This window comes from Bradyrhizobium commune, from assembly GCF_015624505.1.
Taxonomy (GTDB): domain Bacteria; phylum Pseudomonadota; class Alphaproteobacteria; order Rhizobiales; family Xanthobacteraceae; genus Bradyrhizobium; species Bradyrhizobium commune.
In genome coordinates, this window is the sequence record NZ_CP061379.1 from 7,120,760 (window position 1) to 7,140,225 (window position 19,466).

General features: G+C 64.0%; 18 protein-coding genes and 1 tRNA gene. 14 read left to right on the forward strand and 5 right to left on the reverse strand.

Features of this window, described 5'->3' with window-relative positions:
• Position 1 precedes the first annotated feature (1 nt).
• Positions 2-490: a DUF2059 domain-containing protein gene (locus IC761_RS33455; protein WP_195800874.1), complete on the reverse strand. Its 489-nt coding sequence runs from the start codon at positions 488-490 to the stop codon at positions 2-4.
• Between the two features lie 36 nt (positions 491-526).
• Positions 527-1,747 (reverse strand): OpgC domain-containing protein, encoded by a 1,221-nt coding sequence (locus IC761_RS33460; RefSeq protein ID WP_195800875.1) that lies wholly within the window; start codon positions 1,745-1,747, stop codon positions 527-529.
• Positions 1,748-2,243: 496 nt separating this feature from the next.
• Between IC761_RS33460 and IC761_RS33465 the strand changes: the two genes are divergently transcribed.
• Positions 2,244-3,281 (forward strand): thermonuclease family protein, encoded by a 1,038-nt coding sequence (locus IC761_RS33465; protein WP_195800876.1) that lies wholly within the window; start codon positions 2,244-2,246, stop codon positions 3,279-3,281.
• Positions 3,282-3,307: 26 nt separating this feature from the next.
• On the opposite strand, the gene IC761_RS33470 is transcribed toward IC761_RS33465, so the two are convergent.
• Positions 3,308-4,216 carry a PhzF family phenazine biosynthesis protein gene (locus IC761_RS33470; protein WP_195800877.1) on the reverse strand — a complete coding sequence of 303 codons (909 nt, stop codon included), beginning with the start codon at positions 4,214-4,216 and terminating at the stop codon, positions 3,308-3,310.
• Positions 4,217-4,527: 311 nt separating this feature from the next.
• Between IC761_RS33470 and IC761_RS33475 the strand changes: the two genes are divergently transcribed.
• Genes IC761_RS33475 through IC761_RS33495 form a run of 5 tightly spaced genes read left to right on the forward strand, consistent with a single transcriptional unit; the run spans position 4,528 to position 9,737 of the window.
• Positions 4,528-5,844, forward strand: coding sequence for an NtaA/DmoA family FMN-dependent monooxygenase (locus tag IC761_RS33475; protein WP_195800878.1), 1,317 nt, complete (start codon positions 4,528-4,530; stop codon positions 5,842-5,844).
• Positions 5,845-5,874: 30 nt separating this feature from the next.
• Positions 5,875-6,987: an ABC transporter substrate-binding protein gene (locus IC761_RS33480; RefSeq protein ID WP_195800879.1), complete on the forward strand. Its 1,113-nt coding sequence runs from the start codon at positions 5,875-5,877 to the stop codon at positions 6,985-6,987.
• Positions 6,972-8,084, forward strand: a complete 1,113-nt coding sequence (locus IC761_RS33485) for an ABC transporter ATP-binding protein (RefSeq protein WP_246791405.1) — start codon at positions 6,972-6,974, stop codon at positions 8,082-8,084. Before IC761_RS33480 ends, IC761_RS33485 begins: the two co-directional genes overlap by 16 nt.
• A complete protein-coding gene (locus IC761_RS33490) occupies positions 8,077-8,961 on the forward strand; it encodes an ABC transporter permease (protein WP_195800880.1) in 885 nt (294 codons plus the stop codon). The genes IC761_RS33485 and IC761_RS33490 overlap by 8 nt, the downstream gene beginning before the upstream one ends.
• Positions 8,958-9,737, forward strand: a complete 780-nt coding sequence (locus IC761_RS33495; RefSeq protein ID WP_195800881.1) for an ABC transporter permease — start codon at positions 8,958-8,960, stop codon at positions 9,735-9,737. The genes IC761_RS33490 and IC761_RS33495 overlap by 4 nt, the downstream gene beginning before the upstream one ends.
• Before the next feature lie 211 nt (positions 9,738-9,948).
• Here IC761_RS33495 and IC761_RS33500 read toward each other — a convergent pair.
• Positions 9,949-10,025 (reverse strand) — tRNA-Met (locus IC761_RS33500).
• 300 nt (positions 10,026-10,325) lie between these two features.
• Between IC761_RS33500 and IC761_RS33505 the strand changes: the two genes are divergently transcribed.
• The 4 genes from IC761_RS33505 (at position 10,326) to IC761_RS33520 (ending at position 15,198) form a co-directional block, all read left to right on the forward strand.
• Positions 10,326-11,771 (forward strand): coniferyl aldehyde dehydrogenase, encoded by a 1,446-nt coding sequence (locus IC761_RS33505; RefSeq protein ID WP_195800882.1) that lies wholly within the window; start codon positions 10,326-10,328, stop codon positions 11,769-11,771.
• A gap of 121 nt (positions 11,772-11,892) precedes the next feature.
• Positions 11,893-13,527 carry a GMC family oxidoreductase gene (locus tag IC761_RS33510; RefSeq protein ID WP_195800883.1) on the forward strand — a complete coding sequence of 545 codons (1,635 nt, stop codon included), beginning with the start codon at positions 11,893-11,895 and terminating at the stop codon, positions 13,525-13,527.
• A 250-nt stretch (positions 13,528-13,777) separates the two neighbouring features.
• Positions 13,778-14,290, forward strand: coding sequence for a CvpA family protein (locus IC761_RS33515; RefSeq protein WP_195800884.1), 513 nt, complete (start codon positions 13,778-13,780; stop codon positions 14,288-14,290).
• Positions 14,291-14,415: 125 nt separating this feature from the next.
• On the forward strand, positions 14,416-15,198 hold the full coding sequence (locus IC761_RS33520; protein WP_195800885.1) for an SDR family oxidoreductase: 783 nt from the start codon (positions 14,416-14,418) through the stop codon (positions 15,196-15,198).
• A 59-nt stretch (positions 15,199-15,257) separates the two neighbouring features.
• Here IC761_RS33520 and IC761_RS33525 read toward each other — a convergent pair whose 3' ends face one another.
• On the reverse strand, positions 15,258-15,689 hold the full coding sequence (locus tag IC761_RS33525) for a DUF3775 domain-containing protein (RefSeq protein WP_195800886.1): 432 nt from the start codon (positions 15,687-15,689) through the stop codon (positions 15,258-15,260).
• A 125-nt stretch (positions 15,690-15,814) separates the two neighbouring features.
• Between IC761_RS33525 and IC761_RS33530 the strand changes: the two genes are divergently transcribed.
• The 4 genes from IC761_RS33530 to IC761_RS33545 all read left to right on the forward strand — a co-directional run bounded on the left by IC761_RS33530 (position 15,815) and on the right by IC761_RS33545 (position 19,405).
• Entirely contained in the window at positions 15,815-16,663 is an 849-nt protein-coding gene (locus IC761_RS33530) for an MBL fold metallo-hydrolase (protein WP_195800887.1), read from the forward strand.
• Between the two features lie 217 nt (positions 16,664-16,880).
• A complete protein-coding gene (locus IC761_RS33535) occupies positions 16,881-17,723 on the forward strand; it encodes a fumarylacetoacetate hydrolase family protein (RefSeq protein ID WP_195800888.1) in 843 nt (280 codons plus the stop codon).
• 186 nt (positions 17,724-17,909) lie between these two features.
• Positions 17,910-18,521 carry a glutathione S-transferase family protein gene (locus IC761_RS33540; protein WP_195800889.1) on the forward strand — a complete coding sequence of 204 codons (612 nt, stop codon included), beginning with the start codon at positions 17,910-17,912 and terminating at the stop codon, positions 18,519-18,521.
• 14 nt (positions 18,522-18,535) lie between these two features.
• Positions 18,536-19,405, forward strand: a complete 870-nt coding sequence (locus tag IC761_RS33545) for an MBL fold metallo-hydrolase (RefSeq protein ID WP_195800890.1) — start codon at positions 18,536-18,538, stop codon at positions 19,403-19,405.
• Positions 19,406-19,466 lie beyond the last annotated feature (61 nt).

The following is a 19,466-nucleotide window of genomic DNA, read 5'->3' on the forward strand; positions in this document are numbered from 1 at the left end:
CTTACATCTTGTGCCCCTTCTGGCGCAGCGCCTCGATCAGGCGGCGCTTCAGCTCGTCGGCGGCTTTCTGGCTGACGTCCTGGCCGATCTGCGCGCTCGCCTGCACCAGCCCGTCCGACTTCTCCAGAAACTTCTGTCCGGCCGGCAGCGCGTAGAACGCCTCGATCTGGCGCAGCTCGTCCGTCGTGAAGGCGGTCGCGTAGAGGGCGGCAATCTGGTCGATCATCGAGGTGAAGAACGGCGCATAGATGTCGGAGCCCGGCGCCGTCATCGCATCGTAGTCGCGCTCGATCTCCGGCCTGTCCTGCGCGACCACGGGCCGGAGCTTGAGCAGGAGCTGCGGGAGAGTTGCGCGGTATTGGTCGGAGATCTTCAAGGTGACGACGAGCTTGCGCGCCGCGTCCATCGCCTCCGGAGACGGCGCCTCTGCCGATGCGCCGCAGACCAGCAGCAGGAGGACGCCGGCGATCGTCAACAAACGTCTGGACATGGGCCTCTCCACGAAAGGGCGGGCTGCGCGATGATGTCAGTGGCTCGCCGGCAGGACTGTCACGGCCGGCGTCGCCGCAGCGCTCACCGTCGCCGGCTCGGCGTCGTCGACGTCGGTCACCTTCACGAACAGGTTCGGAACCTGCTCGGCGCGATCGAGCAGCCAGGCGGCGCCGATCATGATGAGGATGCCGACGAAGGAGACGGCGAGCTGCTCCCAGACCCCCTTGGTGTATTGCGTCAGGATCCAGTGCGCGGAGAACGACAGGAACACGCCGAGGCAGAAGATCGGCAGCGAATGCTGGCCGCACAGGATGATCGGACGCAGCCATGCCGTGTGCAGCGCCTTCCAATGGCGCGGCAGGAAATGGGTCGTCCAGATCGCCAGCGCCAGGAAATGCGTGAAGCGCAGCATGTCGAGATCGGTCTTGTCGATCGGGTAGATCGCCTTGATCATCCATTTCGGGATCAGGGCCTCGAGCGCGTGGACGTGCCAGGTCATCACGATCAGGAAGGCGAAGATGAGCCAGGCCGCGGCGATCGCCATCGCCGCCTTCGACCACACCAGGTTCGCGAACTTCTCGATCTCGCCGATGCCGCACCAGGCGGCGAACACGAACATCAGCTGCCAGCAGAACGGATTGAAGTACCAGGTCGTGCCGGGCGGATACGAGGCGACGTTCCAGTCGAACCAGCGCGACAGCACGTACAGCACCACGGATGCCGCAAGCGTCAGGTTCGGCCGGCGCACCAGGCACCACACCATGAACGGCGCGGCGAACACCAGCGTGATGTAGAGCGGCAGCACGTCGAGATTGACCGGCTTGTATTTCAACAGGATCGCCTGTCCGATCAGCTCGTCCGGATGCGCCAGGAAATTGAAGACGTTGAACTCGTTCTCGTACATCGGATTGTCGAAGCGGCGCGCGGTGCGCGCGATCTGCGCGGTGAACAGCAGGAACAGCATGATGTGGGCGACATACATTTCCACCGCTCGCCGCCACAGCCGCTTGAGCGCGGCGAGGAACCAGCCGCCCGCCACGATCGGCCCGTAAATCCAGCCGATCAGATAGCCGGAGATGAAGACGAAGAACTCGGCCGCGTCGCTGAAGCCGTAATTGCGTAGCGTCAGCCACGACACCACGTCGTGCGGGATGTGATCGAGGAAGACCATCCACAGCCCGATGCCGCGGAAGAGGTCGAGCCGCAAATCGCGCTCGACCGGAGCCAACAGAGCTGCCTGGTCCCGTATGATCATGGCCCCCGCCTCTTCCGCTGGGCGTCGCGCCCGTCGCGGCGCCGAGAAAATCGGATGCTAAGAAATCTGAATCAAATCGTCACCTAGCCCTGGGGCTAGCGCGCCAACGGTAGCTGACCGTGGCGCCGGCGCAAGGGACTTTGTCATCACAAGAGCCGATCAACCCGCCCGGCCGCCTCCTGCGCCGCACAGGCGGTGGCCGGCAGCCCGTGATGCCGAGCGCGCCAAAGCCCTCCAACAAAAACGTCGAAAACAACCCCATGCACAGTAGCCGTCAAGCCCGAACCGCGACCGCAAGCCCGTTTGACTTGTCGGGCAAAACACCGGCATGATGGTACGATCGCGAGCGTGGACGCGCCAAGCCAATGGTGCGGCGCCGTGCCGGTCGTTCTCCTCCCGTCATGGACCTGTCGCACGAAGATGATCCGCTGCGCGCAACTGCGTGCGCGCGTCGCCCTGTCGAAGCGGCCGCGTTGCTCATGGGGAGGAGCGGCCGATGCCGGTTGGATTGCTGGAGGTTGCAGGCACGATCGATGTCAGCCAGTTCTGGCCGGAGGGCCGCTCGGATGCGGACACCACGAAAGTCGTGGTGAACGTCGCGCCCGACGCGATCCGCTTCCGCAAGAACGACACCGCGCCGTTCCAGCCGACCCACGTGTTCGACAATGCCAAGGTCAAAGGCCGGACCGCGACGGCGCCGATCAAGAACGGCAAGCTCACCATTCGCCTCCAGGGCATCGACGCACCCGAGCTGCACTATATGCCGTCGCCGCTGTCGCCCGCCGAGAAGAAGGGGCTGACCGACGCCAAGCGGCAGGCCTATCACGAGGTCACGCATTCCTACCGGCAGTTCCTCGGCGCGACATCGACCAAGGCGCTGCATGATTTTCTCAGCGCGACCGGCGAAGCCACGCTGGCCTGCCGGGTGTTCACCCATGTCGATGCGCCGAACGAGGTGTTCGACACCTATGGACGGCTGGTCGGCGATATCGAGGTGACGGTCGCGAACCAGACGGTCGACATCAATCACTGGCTGGTCGAGCAAGGTTTTGCCTATCCGACGTTCTACTCCTCGATGAACGAAGACGAGATCAAGGCCTTCCTGGCGCTGACCAAGACCGCACGAACCAAGAAGCTGCCGGTGTGGAAGAACCTCGCCAAGACCATTCCCGCCTTCGACTTCGACCTGCGCGAGCCGAAGAAGGGCGAGACGGACGTGCTCGCAACCGACAAGGGCCCGGTGATCCTGCCAAAGCTCTACCGCCGCACCACCAACTGGTCGGCGCGCAAGAAGGCCAAGGTGACGAGCCAGAATTTCCAGACATTCTTGAGCGAAGGATCTAGCGGCAAGCCCGACACCTGTTACGAGATCGCAGATTTCCTGGCGAACGGCGTCCACTCGGCGACACCGCGCAATTTTGCCGACTTCGTGGTGGGCGGGAAGACGATCAAGTTTCAGCCGGACGGGCTGGTGTTCGGCGAGGCGCCGTCGACGCTGGTCGGGGCGGACGGGAAGCCGATTACGGGGTTTTGAGGGGACCGCGGCCGCCTCAGGCGACGTTACGACTTGCTCGCGAACATCGTGTCCTGAAGCTGCAACATACGCGTCTCCACGCGCGCCACAGAGCCTCCCAGAAGGCAGCCGACCGGCCTGCTGCCGGCGAAGCCGAGGCGCACCCCGATTTCCGACAAGGCCCCCATCGCCCGCCCCTGCATGATGGTGATCCGCTCGCTGTTGCGTTCGACAAGTTCGTTCTTGAGCAGTCCGAACGCGAGCGCCGCTGCGGCGATGCCGGTGGCGGCATCTTCGGGGTAGCCTGACGATTTCGGAAACTGCCGCGCCTCGAAACGCCGCTCGGCCTGATGGTCGACGGCGTAGGGGTAAAGGCCGGTGGACCCGATCCGTCCACAACACGCTTCGATCGGCGCCGAATCCGGCACCAGTTCGTTGAGCTCGCGGACACCCTTGATCGGGACGAGCGTCTTCACCCGTGACGTGACGGCGTTCTGGATCGGCAGGTCAAGCAGATCGCGGCGCGACAGCTTGAGCGTCGACAGAACATCTTCCTCTTCGGCGCGCGAGAGATCGACGACCTTGCCTGCCGGCTGGCTGATTTCGACAGATGGCTCACCCGAGCTGCCACGATCGACATAGCCTGTCACCGCTCCACTGCGCGTCTCGATGCGGACCTGCTCACCGGACAGGCGCCCCTTCATCGCGAGGACCCAAAGCGCGCCGATCGTCGCGTGTCCGCACATCTCCATCTCGTGCCGCGGCACCCAGAACCGGAAGACATAGTCGGAGTCCGGTCCCGACGCCGGCAGAACGAAGCCCGATTCGTGCCCGAAGTGCCGGGCCACCGATTGCATGCCCGCAGCGGGAAGGCTCGAGGCGTCGACGACGATGGGGCAAGGGTTGCCGCCACGCCCCATGTGGGTGAAGACGTTGACTAGGTCGATCTCGGTCATCGAATGGCTCATGTCATGGACGGCGCGACGGCGCTAACGATCACGTTGGTATAGCGACTTCGGCGACATTCACTCAACTGAGTGATGGTTGAAGGGATCGTAATCGGGCCGAGAGCAGGATGCCGCTCGCGGCGGGCGATGGTCTGCTTCAGAAGCCCCATCTGTGAGCGCGCGGCGGGGATTCCGACCCCTCAGATACGAATCCTGCCAGTGGGAGCGTCGTCCTCGAACCCGCATAGGCGGTCGGCACGGTTTTTGCTTTTTCCTGGCTCATCGGGCGGCCGGTCAGCCTGATCGGCAATGGAGCGCAAATGCCCACCAAACCGTTTCACCTCGCCTGGTTCCTTCAGGGATCGAGCGTGCAAGCTTGGGGCGAGGCATGGACCGGGCACATCGGTCAGACCTGGATGGAGCCCGAGTTGTTCCTGAACCTGGCGCGCACGCTCGAGCGTGCCTGCTTTGACTACATCCTGCTCGAAGATTCATCCTATGTCGGCGAGAGCTTCGGCGGCTCGACCGAGATCTACCTCAAGAACGGCATCGCGGTGCCGCGTCAGGATCCGTCGGTGGTGGCGGCGCTGATGACGCAGGTGACATCGCGCATCGGCATCGTACCTACTTTCGGAACATACGCCTATCACCCCTATTTGCTCGCCCGCCTGGTGGCGACGCTCGACCAGGTGTCGGGCGGACGCATCGGATGGAATGCCGTCACTGGAAGCTCGGACTTCGCGGCCATGAACTTCGGCATGCAGGGCATGCCGGATCACGATCTGCGCTACGACATGGCGGACGAATACATGGAGGTCTGCCGCGGGCTGTGGGGCTCGTGGGAGCCAGGCGCGATCGTCGCCGACCGCAAGAGCGGCGTGCTGGTCGATCCCGCCAAGGTCCACGCGGTCAACTACAGCGGCAAGTATTTCAGCACGCGCGGGCCGCTCAACTCCGGACCGCCGCCGCAGGGCCAGCCCGTGATCGCCCAGGCCGGCGGCTCGGCGCGCGGGCGCAAATTCGCGGCCGCCCATGCCGACACGATTGTGGTCCACGCCAAGGGCATCGAGGCCATGCGCGCCTACCGCGAGGACGTGCACAAGAACATGGTCGCGCAAGGCCGCAAGCCTTCCGACTGCAAGGTCCTCTATCTCATCAATCCGATCCTCGGCGAGACCATGGACGAGGCTGAGGAGCGCAAGAAGAAGCGGAGCGCCATCGCGATGGAACGTATCGACGAGCGGCTCGCGCATTTCGGCAAGGTGACCAATATCGACTTCGGCAAGTTCGATCTCGAGAAGCCGCTGCCTGACGAGGTAACCACCAATGGCCACCAGCAGAACCTCGAGCAGTTCCGCAAAACGGCGAACGGGCGCTCGATCCGGGAAACAATGGCGAGCTTCAATGCGGTCGACCTGTCGGTCGAACTCTGCGGTACGCCCGACGTCGTCGCCGCACGCATGGGCGAGGTGATGCAGGAGGTGGGCGGCGACGGATTCCTGTTCTCGATGCCCAACGTCAATCGGCGCACGCTCGCCGAGATCGAGGACGGGCTGGTGCCGGCGTTGCAGGATCGCGGCCTGATGCGCACGGCCTACGAGCACAAGCATTTCCGCGACAATCTTCTGGCGTACTAGTCAACCCGAGCAGGAAGGCAGCAAGCCGTCATGCGCGATCATCGTTCTCCGACCGACATCAGCCGCCGCACCGCAGTCGGCCTATTGGGCGCAGGCCTTGCGGCGCCGTTCATCCGCGCGAGCCATGCCGAGGCGGCATGGCCGGAGCAGACGACGTTTCCCGACATCCTGAAGGGCAGCGGCGAGGTTCGCATCGCCACCTTCGGCGGCACGATGCAGGAGACCCAGCAAAAGGCCTACTTCGAGCCGTTCGAGAAGATCTCGGGCATCAAGGTGCGTGCGTTTCCCGGCACGAACCCGACCAAGATCAAGGCCATGGTCGAAACCGGCAACGTCGAATGGGACATCGCCCAGCTCAGCCGCGGCTCGATCATGAACCTCCAGAGGTCCGGCGATTACTTCGAGAAGATCGACTACTCCCTGGTCGACGATGGGGTCGGCCCCGAGTACCGCTTCGAATACGGCCTCGAAATGCTGGTGTGGGCGCAGGTGATGGCCTATCGGACCGACGCCTACAAGGACGCCGCGCCCACGAGCTGGGCGGACTTCTGGAACACCACGAAGTTTCCCGGCGACCGGGCCATGATGGGCACCAGCGCCGGCGGCTGGCCCGAGCTGGAATTTACCCTGATGGCGGCCGGCGTGCCGGCCGACAAGCTCTATCCCCTCGATATCGAGAAGGCTTTCGCAAGCTACGATGCGATCAAGAAATCGGTCGTCAAATGGTGGGACACCGGTGCTGTGCCGATTCAGCTCCTGACTGACCGCGAAGTCACCATGACATCCGTGTGGAACGGCCGCATGGCGGCGCTGCAGGCGGCAGGCGTTCCGGCGGCCATAAGTTGGAATCAGGGGCTGATGAAGCGTGACGCCTGGGGTATCCCCAAGGGCGCCAAGAACGCCACCAATGCCATGAAGTTCGCGGCCTACTCGACCATGGCCATCCCGCAGGCACGCATCGCCTTCGGAATCCCGTACGGCTCGGTCAACGGCAAGTCGAACGCGTACATCCCGCCCGAACGGCTGGCCGTCCTGCCCAGCGCCCCCGCCATCAAATCGCAGCTCGTGAACTACAACTACGATTGGTGGATCGACAATCGCGACACGGTCGTCAGCCGCTTCAACAAATGGCTGCTGAGCTGATGGCGATGGACGGGGCTGGCCGCGGTGCGTCGGTATCGCTCAACGACCTGAAAAAGAGCTACGATCGCATGACCGCGGTGGCCGGAGTTTCGCTCGACATCCGCTCGGGCGAGTTCCTGACGCTGCTGGGACCGAGCGGGTCAGGCAAGACGACGACCTTGATGATGATCGCCGGCTTCGAGACGCCGACCAGCGGCGACATCGCCATCGACGGCAAGTCGGTCGTGGCGATGCCGCCCTATCGCCGCAACATCGGCATGGTATTCCAGAACTACGCCCTGTTTCCCCATCTCACCGCCGCCGACAATATCGGATTTCCGCTGAAGCAGCGTGGCTTCGGCAAGGCCGAGCGCGCAAAGCTGGTCGGGGAGGCGCTGGAACTCGTGCACTTGCCGGGCCATGGCGAGCGCTACCCGCGCCAACTTTCCGGTGGCCAGCAACAGCGGGTCGCGCTGGCGCGCGCCATCGTGTTCAAGCCGCGCCTTCTGCTGATGGACGAGCCGCTGGGCGCGCTCGACAAGCAGCTCCGCGAAAACCTGCAGCTGGAGATGCGCCGCCTTCATGCCGATCTCGGCATCACCTTTATCTACGTGACGCACGACCAGGAGGAAGCCCTCACCATGTCGGACCGCATCGCCGTCATGAACGCGGGGCTGGTGGCGCAGGTCGGACGACCCGAGGATCTCTACGACCGGCCCGGCAGTCGTTTCGTCGCCGGCTTCCTCGGCGAGTCGAATTTTCTGCCGGCCATCGTACGCGGCATCGAGGACGATGTCGTCGTGGCCGATTGCGAAGGGGCGATCATCCGCGCCCTGTGTCCCGGTCGGCCCGCGACCGGCGACAAGGTCATGCTCACGACGCGTCCGGAGCGTATCCGCTTCGCCGACGGCGGCTGGAATTCGACCGCGTCGCAGAACCGTCTCAGCGTTACCGTGACCGAGGCGGTCTTTGCCGGCGAACGCTGCCGCTACATACTCCAGGCAGGCGGCGGTAGCGCCATGGTGCTGAAGGAGCCGTCGAGTGCGGCGATCCGGCGCCGTGCGGTCGGCGAGCGGGCGGAGATCGCCTGGTCGGTCGCGGATACGATCCTTGTCTGAGGCGATCGAAATCCGTCTCGCCGGACCGGCCGCCACGCGGCAGGCCGGCATGCGGCCATCCGTACCACTGCTGCTGGCGGCGCCGCTGCTGCTCTTTATGCTCGTGTTCTATGCCGTACCGGTGCTATCGATGCTGATGCGCAGCGTCGACGATCCGGTCTGGACGCTGTCGCATTATGCGTCCCTGACAGGCGACACAGTCTTCCTGAAGGTGTTCTCGAACACGCTCTACACCTCATTGATCGTCACTGTGGGGACCCTGGTGCTGGGCTATCCCGTCGCCCTCTCGCTGGTGCGCGCGCCGCGATACGCGCCGGTGATCCTGATCCTGGTGCTGCTGCCGTTCTGGACCAGCGTGTTGGTCCGGAGCTACGCCTGGATGGTGCTGATGGGCCGGCATGGCCTCATCAATGAGGCGCTGCTCACGGTGGGCCTGATCGACCGGCCTTTGCGCATCCTCAATACGCCGCTGGCGACGCAGATAGCGATGATTCACATCCTGCTGCCCTACATGGTTCTGCCGATCGCCAATGCGCTCCGGCAAATCGATCCGTCGTTGGCGCGCGCGGCGTCCGGGCTTGGCGCCACGCCATCGGCGACCTTTCGGCAGATAACCCTGCCGCTCTCGATGCCGGGCGTCGGCGCCGGAGTGCTGCTGGTGTTCGTGCTGGCCCTCGGCTTCTACATCACGCCGGCCATGGTCGGCGGCCCGCGCGAGATCACGCTGTCGATGCTGATCGCCCAACAGGTCGATCAGCTCAACTGGTCCTATGCGGCGACCCTGTCGGCCGTGCTGCTGGCGACGGCGCTCGCCATCATCGCGGCTTTCTATCGGCTGCCTGGCGTCGGCAACGCGTTCCGAACGAGTGCACGATGACAGTCGCCCGCCTGCTGCCGGCGACGGTCGTAAGCTTGATCCTCGTGTTCCTCGCTTTGCCCATCGTCGTCGTGATGGTGGTCTCCTTCTCCTCGGCGACCTACCTTACCTTTCCGCCGCCGGCCTTCGGGTTGCGCTGGTACAGCGTCTATTTTGCCAGCGACGATTGGCTGCGGTCCACCTGGCTCAGCCTCTGGGTCGCGGCGTCGGTGGTCGTGCTGGCGACGTTGCTCGGCACGCTGGCGGCACTTGGCATGGTCCGGCTGCCCAAAGCGCTGCGCGTTCTGGCCTCTGCCCTGATCCTGTCGCCGTTGATCGTGCCGGCGATTGTCGTGGCGATCGGAATCTACTACGCCTTCGCCCGCTATGGCCTGGTCGGCACGCCGGCGGGCCTGATCGTGGCCCATACTTGCCTTGCGGTTCCCTTCGTCGTCACCAGCGTGAGCGCCAGCCTGGCGGGTATCGACCCCCGCCTGGAGCAGGCGGCGCTCAGCCTCGGCGCCACACCCGCCGGCACGTTTTTCCAGGTCACGCTGCCGCTGATCCAACCGGGCATCCTGGTCGGTGCCCTGTTCGCCTTCATCACGTCGTTCGATGAGCTGGTCGTTGCGCTGTTCATATCCGGCTCGGGCGCAGTCACGCTGCCGCGCCGCATGTGGGACGATTTGCTCTATCAGATCGAGCCGACCATTGCGGCGGTCTCAACCCTGACCACCGCGCTGACGGTTGTGTTGATGGGCTGTGCGCATCTGCTGCGAAAGCGCGCACCCGTCTGACCTTGGCGTAAGGCACGCCGAACGTAAGCGATTGAAATCAGTGGCGCCCCCGGAACGAGACGATGCGCCACCAAAAGTCTCTGGCTATAGACAGCCGTCACGCACCGAGGGTCGTCCGGACACCGTAGGGCGTGAGCGTCACGATCGGTGCATCAATCCATGAAAAAGCCCGCCAGAGGCGGGCTAATTCACTGACATCACTATCAAAGCTTGGTTGCGGGGATAGGATTTGAACCTATGACCTTCAGGTTATGAGCCTGACGAGCTACCGGGCTGCTCCACCCCGCGTTAAACCGTTGCGCGCCTTCGTGAAAACGCCGGGGACGGTTGATGGAGGCCGACGCTGTTCGCGTGGCTTGCTTCTCCCGTCCCAAAGGCTTCCTTGGAAGGCAACCCCGGGCAAAGCCCATCGGGTGCGGGCGGTATGTACCAACCCGGACTGCCTTTGGAAAGGGCTGGGGGTACGTTTTTTTCGACTTTGTGACAGCGGATTCCGGCCGATTTGCCACGCACTTGCCAGAAGTTCCACAAAGGGCCAGCTTGCGGCAACAAAACACGGGCCGAAACGCCAGCCCAGGGAGGACCGCCATGAATCTCGCCTTGGACGAATCCCTGACGGGCGGCCCGCTGCGAGCGCTCGAAAATGCCTTCCATGCCATGCTCGCGCGGTCGCGGGCCGAGCCGGCGCCTGACTGCGCCGAACGGCTCGACCGGCTGGCGCGCCTGCGGGCCGTGGTCGCCGACAATGAAGAACGTTTCCGGCAGGCGATCTCGGCCGATTTCGGCCACCGCTCGGCGGTCGAGACCACCATTGCCGAGACCATGCTGGTGTTCTCCGAGATCCGGCATGCGACCAAGCAGCTGAAGAGCTGGATGGCGCAGCAGCGTGTGGCAACCACGTTGCAATTCCTGCCCGCACGCAACCGGTTGATCCCGCAGCCGCTCGGTGTCGTCGGCATCATTGCGCCCTGGAATTATCCGCTCCAGCTGACGCTCGCGTCCGCGATCGGCGCGATCGCCGCCGGCAACCGAATCATCATCAAGCCGAGCGAGCTTGTGCCGCACTTTTCCGCGCTGCTGAGGGAGACGGTTGCGGAAAAATTCGATGCCACCGAGGTGCTCGTCACCGGCGTCGAGGACGAGATCGCAAAAGCCTTCGCACACCTGCCGTTCGATCATCTCGTCTTTACCGGCTCGACGCGCGTGGGGCGGCTGGTCGCGGAGGCCGCGGGGCGCAACCTGACGCCGGTCACGCTGGAACTCGGCGGCAAGTCGCCGGCCATCATCGACGCCTCCGCCGATCTCGAGGAGGCGGCCGAGCGCATCGCCTATGGAAAACTGCTCAATGCCGGGCAGACCTGCATCGCGCCCGACTACGTGCTGGTGCCGGAACATTCCGTGCAGGGCTTTGCCGAAAAGGTGCGCGCGCAGATGCGGCGCATGTTCGGCACCGATCCCGCCAACAGGGATTACACCTCGATCATTTCCGACCGGCATTACGCGCGGCTGGAAGGACTCGTGGCGGATGCCGCAAGCCGCGGCGCCAGGATTTTGCAGCCGGCGAAGGCGGACGATCCCAACTGGAAGGCACATCGCAAATTTCCGCCGACGCTGGTGGTCGGCGCGACCGAAGCGATGGCGGTGATGCAGGAGGAGATTTTTGGGCCCGTGCTGCCGGTGCTGGGCATGCGCGACACGACTGACGCGATCTCTTTCATCAACAAGCGCGACCGGCCGCTGGCGCTCTACTGGTTCGGCAAGGACCGCGCCGCGCGCGACGAGGTGCTGGCGCGCACCGTCTCCGGCGGCGTCACCATCAACGACTGCCTGTTTCATTTCGCACAAACCAATCAGCCGATGGGCGGCGTCGGCGCATCCGGCACCGGCGCCTATCACGGCGAATGGGGGTTTAAGACGTTCAGCAAGCTGAAGCCGGTGTTTTATCGCTCGAAGTTCAACCGGCTTGCCGACCTCTATCCGCCCTATGGCGGCAGAATAGCGCGGCTGGAGAAGATGTTGCGGTTCATGTCGTAAGTCTCAACGCCCGTCATTGCGGAGCGAAGCAATCCAGACTGTCGCCGCGGCGGGATTCTGGATTGCTTCGCTTCGCTCGCAATGACGGGACCAACAAAGAATCTTCGCGGGGGAAACATCAGTGACTGACACATTCGACTTCATCGTCGTGGGCGCGGGCTCGGGCGGCTGCGCGGTGGCGGGGCGGCTGTCGGAGGATGCGGCGACGTCGGTGGCGCTGCTCGATGCCGGCGGACGCAACGACAATTGGCGGATCACCACGCCATTCGGGCTCGCCTTGCCCTACAAGGCGGCCAACTGGGCCTTCGATACCGTGCCGCAGCAGGGATTGAACGGCCGCATCGGCTACCAGCCGCGCGGCAAGGGCCTCGGCGGCTCCTCGGCGATCAACGCCATGGTCTATATCCGCGGCCATCGCGCCGACTACGACCATTGGGCCTCGCTCGGCAATGCCGGCTGGTCCTACGCCGACGTGCTGCCCTATTTCAAGCGCTCGGAGAACAACAGCGATTTCGACGGCGCGTACCACGGCAAGGGCGGCCCGCTCCATGTCAACAGGCTGCGTTCTGACAATCCGATTCATGACGTCTTCCACCAGGCCGCGCGCGAGGCGCAGTTCCGCATCCGCGAGGATTTCAATGAAGAGGACCATGAAGGGCTCGGCAGCTACCAGGTGACGCAGCACAAGGGCGAGCGCTGGAGCGCGGCGCGCGCCTATCTCGAGCCCCACATGGACAAGCGCGCGAATCTGCGCGTCGAAACGGGGGCACAGGCCACGAAGATCCTGTTCGAAGGCGGGCGCGCGGTCGGCATCGACTATATGCAGGGCGGGCAGACAAAGCAGCTGCGCGCCCGCCGCGAGGTGATCCTTGCCGGCGGCGCGTTCCAGTCACCGCAATTGCTGATGCTGTCGGGCATCGGCGACGGCGATGCGCTTGGCGCGCACGGCATCGGCGTCGTGCACCATCTGCCGGGCGTCGGACGCAATCTCCAGGACCATCCGGATTTCGTGTTCGTCTACGCCTCCGACTATCCGCACTTCGTTCACGCGTCGCTCGGTCGGCTGCCGTCCCTGCTCCGCGCGATCCAGCGGTATCGACGCGAGCGACGCGGCCTGATGACCACCAATTTCGCCGAGTGCGGCGGCTTCCTGAAGACCCAGCCCGATCTCGTCGTGCCTGACATCCAGCTCCACTTCGTCATCGCGATGCTCGACGACCACGGCCGCAAGAAGCACAAGGAGGCAGGCTTCTCCTGCCATGTCTGCCTGCTGCGGCCGAAGAGCCGCGGCAGCGTCTGGCTGAAAAGCGCCGACCCGCTCGCCGCTCCCATGATTGATCCGAACTTCTTGGGCGAGACGGAGGATCTCGAGGCGATGGTCGCGGGCTTCAAGACCACGCGACGGCTGATGGAGGCGCCGGCGCTGCGTGCGTTGCAGAAGAAGGACATGTTCACGTCCGAGGTGAGAACGGACGACGACATCCGCGCCATCCTGCGCAATCGCGTCGACACCGTCTATCACCCCGTCGGCACCTGCAAGATGGGCACGGACGCGATGGCGGTGGTCGATCCGGCATTGAAGGTACGCGGCGTGGACGGCTTGCGTGTGGTCGACGCCTCGATCATGCCGACGCTGATCGGCGGCAACACCAATGCGCCGACGATCATGATCGGGGAAAAGGCCGCGGATATGATCCGGGGTGAGTTAACGCATCACTCTCTCCGGTGTCGTCCCGGCGAAAGCCGGGACCCATAGCCTCAGGGAGAAGTTTGGCGAAGATTGGCAGTTGCGCGGTACTGTCACCTGCGCTTCATCGGTAGATCACGCGGTATGGGTCCCGGCCTTCGCCGGGACGACGACTGAGGATGGTTTCTTTACTCACCTCGAATAGGTCTGATAGTCGCGCGGTCCCTGAGCTCTCGGAGCAACAAATACAGACGATTTTAGCGATCTGAAACCGGAACGACCGGTTCGGCGTTCATTCGTTCCAAGGCAGGGTTCGCTCATGAACAGCTTCGATCTTGTGGTTTATATCGCGCTCACCATCGCAATCGGCTTCGGTTTCAAGACCGGCCTGCTGCGCAGCGCGATGACCATCCTCGCTTATCTTCTCGCCGCCCCCATCGCGGTGTCGCTGATGCCGATGATCGCGCCACAGATCGCCGGCGATCCGAATGCGCCGCTCTTCCAGAACTGGATCTGGTTCTTCGGCATCTTTCTGGTGGTCGGCATGTTGCTCGGATATATCGGCCGCTTCGTGCTGGATGACACGATCCGCGAGACCGGCATCGGTGACCGCCTTGGCGGTGCCGCGCTCGGCGCCATCAGGGTCGGCCTAGTCGCGACCACGCTGGTGCTGGTGTTCGACCAGGTGGTGCCGGCCAACCGCCAGCCGCCCTTCCTGGCCGGCTCGCGCCTGCGGCCGCTGTTCTCCGCGGTCGGCCAGATGGGCTTCAAATCGCTGCCGCCGGAAGCGGCTGCCGCCATCGACCGCCTCAAGCAGGAGCGGCGCATCTAGTCTGCATTTGCATCGTCGCGCGGTCGCGCATGCATTTTGATGAGGGCCGGTCCCTTACCAGGGCCGCCGAGGTTGGCTAGAGTGCCGCCCGTCCAAAACCTGCCTGACATTACGGGAGTGAAATTGTGGATCTTGGGATCAAAGGTCGCCGCGCCATCGTCTGCGCATCCAGCAAGGGCTTGGGGCGCGCCTGCGCCTTCTCGCTGGCCGAAGCCGGCGTTGACGTCACGCTGACCGCGCGCGGCGCCGAGGCGCTGAAGAAGACGGCCGACGAAATCCGAAAGGCCTATCCGGGCGTCAAGGTCACCGAGATCGTCGGCGACATCACGACGCCTGCGGGGCGCGAAGCCGTGCTCAAGGCCTGCCCCGAGCCGGACATTCTGATCAACAATGCCGGCGGCCCGCCGCCCGGCGATTTCCGCAACTGGACCCGCGACGACTGGATCAAGGCAATCGACGCCAACATGCTCACGCCGATCGAGCTGATCAAGTCGACGGTGGACGGCATGATGGCGCGCAAGTTCGGCCGCATCGTCAACATCACCTCGGCCGCGGTGAAGGCGCCGATCGACATTCTCGGCCTCTCCAACGGCGCACGCGCCGGCCTCACCGGCTTCATCGCCGGCCTGTCGCGCAAGACCGTGATCAACAATGTCACCATCAACGGCCTGCTGCCGGGTCCGTTCGAGACGGATCGCCTGACCGGCACCGCGAAGGCCGAAGCCGACAAGCGCGGCACCACGCCCGAGCAGATTTTGGCGGAGCGCGCCAAGCTCAATCCGGCCGGCCGCTTCGGCCAGCCCGACGAGTTCGGCTATGCCTGCGCCTTCCTGTGCGGCGCCAAGGCCGGCTTCATCACCGGCCAGAACATCCTGCTCGACGGCGGTGCCTTCCCAGGGACGTTGTGAGGACAGCGTCATGGCCGGGACGAGCCCGGCCATGACGACCTGGTGTAAAATCTTGAGCTCTACGACACCGGCGTGGTCCGCTCGTCGGTCCAGTCGATGCCGAGCTCATCCATGCCGTCGGCGAGCAAATCGCCCAGCATCGGCTCGCCCAGGAGATATTGCACGGTCTCGCGCCGCGGCGCCTTGTACTCGCTGCGCACCTCGACGGCGCGCTCGCGCAGATCGTCCCATTCGTCCACATCGCCGTCGCCGCGGCCGATCCACATCAGCGTGACGAGGTCGAGCTGCTCGTCCTCGTTCAACGCCCGGATGAAGCCGGCAAGCTCGGCTGCGACCGGATCGGATGTCGTGTCCTCGAGCACGTCGATCTCGTCGTCATCGGACGGGTTCGAGCCGGAGTCAGGATCGGACGCCGCTTCCTTGACGTCGAATTCGCGGGCCTTCTCGATGATGAAGGCGACCTTGTCGGCGGAAATCGCAAGCTCTGGCATCAGCTCACCTTTGGATCTCGATGGGTTCCTTCGATAACGTAAAATCACGACAGATGATCCATTGCGCCGTGCAACGGAAAGTGCGCATGTTTCGGCGCCAAAATGAGAACATGGGGATACGCCCGATGCACTGGAAGGTCGGCCGAGTCAAAATCACAAAAGTCGTGGAATTGGAGACGGTCGGCTCGACCCGCTTCATCCTGCCGCTTGCCAGCAACGACGCAATCCGGAAGCTGCCCTGGCTGATCCCACATTTCGCGACTGAAGAAGGCCGGCTGAAAATGTCGATCCATTCGCTATTGGTGGAGACGCCGTCGCGGCGCATCGTCGTCGACACCGGCCTCGGCAACGACAAGCAGGGCCGCAACGTGCCGACCTGGAATAACCGCACCACGCCGTTCCTGGAGACGATGACGGAAGCGGGATTTCCGCCCGACAGCATCGACACCGTGCTGTGCACGCATCTTCACGTCGATCATGTCGGCTGGAATACGAAGCTCGACGGCGGCAAATGGGTGCCGACCTTTCCCAAGGCGCGCTACGTGTTCGGCAGGACCGAGTACGAGCATTGGCGCGATCACTCGACCGAGACGGACAAGCAGGCCGTGTTCGGCGACTCCGTGAAGCCGATCGTCGATGCCGATCGCGCCGAATTGATCCCGAGCGACCACCGGCTCTGTGACGAGATCAGAATGATCCCGACCCCGGGCCACAGCCCAGGCCATATGAGCATCTTGATCCAGTCCGACGGCGAACAGGGCCTGCTCACCGGCGACGTCGCCCACCATCCCTGCCAGATGTCGCATCTCAACTGGTCCTCGACCGCCGATTCCGACCAGGCGCAATCGGCCGCAACACGGGCAGCGCTGTTCGGCCGCTTTGCCGATACGCCGACGCTGGTGATCGGCGGGCATTTCTCGGCCGGGCATATCCGGCGGGAGGGGGATGCGTTCAAGTTTGTGGCGCTGGGGTGACGATACCCCTTATGGTGAGGAGCGCGTCTTCGCGCGTCTCGAACCATGAAGGCCCCACTGTTGCCCGCGGCCATCCTTCGAGACGCCCGCCTTCGGCGGACCCTCAGGATGAGGGGGTGTAATGCGGAAACGCCCGGCAGTGAGCGGTTGAATTTCCCGCCGCCCTGTTCCATGAAGCTATTCAACCGATCGGTCCATCTCCAGGGAGAAACGAAAAATGAAGCTTGTTCGTTATGGCGAAAAGGGTGCGGAAAAGCCCGGCCTGATCGACAAATCCGGCCAGTTGCGCGACCTGTCGGCGCATGTGAAGGACCTCACCGGCGAGGCCTATTCGCCGGATAGTCTGAAGAAGCTCGCCGCCCTCGATCCCGCCTCGCTGCCGGCCGTCTCCGGCAAGCCGCGGTTCGGCGCGCCGGTCACCGGCATCTCGAAATTCGTCGCGATCGGCCTCAACTACAGCGACCACGCCAAGGAAACCGGCGCCGCGATCCCGACCGAGCCGATCATCTTCATGAAGGCCAACACCTCGCTGTCCGGTCCGCACGATGCGGTCGAGAAGCCGCGCGGCTCGACCAAGCTCGACTGGGAGGTCGAGATCGCCGCCATCATCGGCACCCGCGCCAAATACATCTCGGAAGCCGACGCGCTGAACTACGTCGCCGGCTATTGCGTCTGCAACGACGTCTCCGAGCGCAACTTCCAGACCGAGCGCCTGGGGCAGTGGACCAAGGGCAAGTCGCACGATACCTTCGGCCCGGTCGGACCGTGGCTCGCGACCAAGGACGAGATCAAGGACGTGCAGAACCTGGCGATGTGGCTCGACGTCAACGGCCAGCGCCGCCAGACCGGCTCGACCAAGACCATGATCTTCTCGATGGCCAAGTGCATCTCCTATGTCTCGCAGTTCATGACGCTGTTGCCGGGCGACATCATCACCACCGGCACCCCGCCCGGCGTCGGCCTTGGCATGAAGCCGCCGACCTTCCTCAACGTCGGCGACGTCATCACGCTCGGCATCGAAGGCCTCGGCGAGCAGCGCCAGGAGATCGTGGCGGCGTAAGGCCTCCGGTCCTCATCCTGAGGAGCGCGCAACGCGCGCGTCTCGAAGGATGTGCCACAAGCACGCTCACCCGACATCTGCGCCGGGTGACGAGAAAACACCTCCCGTTGTCCATCCTTCGAGACGCGCGCCAAGGGGCGCGCTCCTCAGGATGAGGACCGTCTGTCTGGATAGAGGTTATTTCCCATGAAACTCTCCTTCTCCCAAGCCTCGCCCTTCGCCCGCAAGGTGCGCATCGCCGCGATCGAGCTCGGGCTGATCGACAAGATCGAATTCACGCCGGCGACCGTCGCGCCGGGCACGGCCAACGAGGATTATTCGCGCATCACGCCGCTGAAGAAGCTGCCGGTGCTGATCACCAATGACGGCGACGTGATTTTGGACTCCTACGTCATCGTCGAATATCTCAACGAGATGGCCGGCGGCAACCTGATCCCGGGTTACGGTCCACGGCGCTGGAAGGCCAAGACCAATCACTCGCTGATCAACGGCATGCTCGATTCCATGCTGCTGTGCCGCTACGAGAAGATGGTACGGCCGCAGGGCCTGCAATGGCAGGCCTGGTCGGACGATCACTGGAATCGGGCCTGGACCGGCATGGCGCGCTTCGAGAACATGCCCGATGTGCTGAACGGCCCGTTCGACATTTCGCAGATCGGCCTCGTTTGCGTGCTCGGCTATGCCGACTTCCGCTTCGCCGATTGCGGCTGGCGCAAGGCCTATCCAAAGCTCGACGCCTTTCACCAGAAGATGCTGGAGCGGCCGTCGGTCAAGATTTCGGTGCCACCGGCTGCGTAAAAAGTGGAGTTCTCATGAGCCTGAAATATTCGGTCGGCGATCTCACCATTCATCGCATCATCGAGCAGGAGATCTCGTTCTTTCCTGCGCTGGAGCTGATACCGGGACTGACGCCAGAGGTGCTCACGGAAAACCGCGCCTGGATGAAGCAGGCGAAGGCGCTGGACGATCAGGATGTCCTCATCCTGTGCTTCCAGTCCTATGTCATCAAGACACCGCATCACACCATTCTGGTCGACAGCTGCATTGGCAACGACAAGCCGCGGCCGCAGCGTCCGAACTGGAACATGAAGACCGACGACACCTATTTGCGCGGGCTCAACGCCGCCGGATTCTCGCCCGACGACATCGACTTCGTGATGTGCACGCATCTGCATGTCGATCACGTCGGCTGGAATACGCGGCTGGAGAACGGCCGCTGGGTACCGACCTTCCCCAAGGCGCGCTACGTGTTCGCCGAGCAGGAATTCGACTACTGGACCGAGCAGAACGCGAAGGCTCCCGTTCCGCCCTTCGTCGACAGCGTGCTGCCGGTGGTCGAGGCCAAGCGCCACGAGGTCGTGACCAACGATCACCAGATCGGCGACCACGTCCGCATCCTGCCGACGCCGGGCCACACGCCGGGCCACGTCGCCTTCACCTTCGGCCGCGGCAAGGACGATGCCGTCTTCTCCGGCGACCTCATGCATTCGCCGATCCAGACGCTCTATCCGGAAATGTCGGTGAAGTTCGACGTCGATCCGATCGCCTCTGCGAAGACGCGGCGCAGCTTCCTGGAGCGCTATTGCGACACCGACACGCTGTGCTGCACCGCGCATTTCCCCTCGCCGTCGGTGGGGAAGATCAAGCGCAAGGGCAATGGATTCGTCTGCGCGGCGGTGTAGCGAGATGCCGTAGGGTGGGTTAGCCGAAGGCGTAACCCACCTATTCAGTTTCCGCGGATAC

Bases quoted from the DNA above. Each gene is read 5' to 3' on its own strand.
- IC761_RS33455 (WP_195800874.1), bottom strand. From the start codon at position 490: ATGTCCAGACGTTTGTTGACGATCGCCGGCGTCCTCCTGCTGCTGGTC.
- IC761_RS33460 (WP_195800875.1), bottom strand. From the start codon at position 1,747: ATGATCATACGGGACCAGGCAGCTCTGTTGGCTCCGGTCGAGCGCGAT.
- IC761_RS33465 (WP_195800876.1), top strand. From the start codon at position 2,244: ATGCCGGTTGGATTGCTGGAGGTTGCAGGCACGATCGATGTCAGCCAG.
- IC761_RS33470 (WP_195800877.1), bottom strand. From the start codon at position 4,216: ATGACCGAGATCGACCTAGTCAACGTCTTCACCCACATGGGGCGTGGC.
- IC761_RS33475 (WP_195800878.1), top strand. From the start codon at position 4,528: ATGCCCACCAAACCGTTTCACCTCGCCTGGTTCCTTCAGGGATCGAGC.
- IC761_RS33480 (WP_195800879.1), top strand. From the start codon at position 5,875: ATGCGCGATCATCGTTCTCCGACCGACATCAGCCGCCGCACCGCAGTC.
- IC761_RS33485 (WP_246791405.1), top strand. From the start codon at position 6,972: ATGGCTGCTGAGCTGATGGCGATGGACGGGGCTGGCCGCGGTGCGTCG.
- IC761_RS33495 (WP_195800881.1), top strand. From the start codon at position 8,958: ATGACAGTCGCCCGCCTGCTGCCGGCGACGGTCGTAAGCTTGATCCTC.
- IC761_RS33505 (WP_195800882.1), top strand. From the start codon at position 10,326: ATGAATCTCGCCTTGGACGAATCCCTGACGGGCGGCCCGCTGCGAGCG.
- IC761_RS33515 (WP_195800884.1), top strand. From the start codon at position 13,778: ATGAACAGCTTCGATCTTGTGGTTTATATCGCGCTCACCATCGCAATC.
- IC761_RS33525 (WP_195800886.1), bottom strand. From the start codon at position 15,689: ATGCCAGAGCTTGCGATTTCCGCCGACAAGGTCGCCTTCATCATCGAG.
- IC761_RS33530 (WP_195800887.1), top strand. From the start codon at position 15,815: ATGCACTGGAAGGTCGGCCGAGTCAAAATCACAAAAGTCGTGGAATTG.
- IC761_RS33535 (WP_195800888.1), top strand. From the start codon at position 16,881: ATGAAGCTTGTTCGTTATGGCGAAAAGGGTGCGGAAAAGCCCGGCCTG.
- IC761_RS33540 (WP_195800889.1), top strand. From the start codon at position 17,910: ATGAAACTCTCCTTCTCCCAAGCCTCGCCCTTCGCCCGCAAGGTGCGC.
- IC761_RS33545 (WP_195800890.1), top strand. From the start codon at position 18,536: ATGAGCCTGAAATATTCGGTCGGCGATCTCACCATTCATCGCATCATC.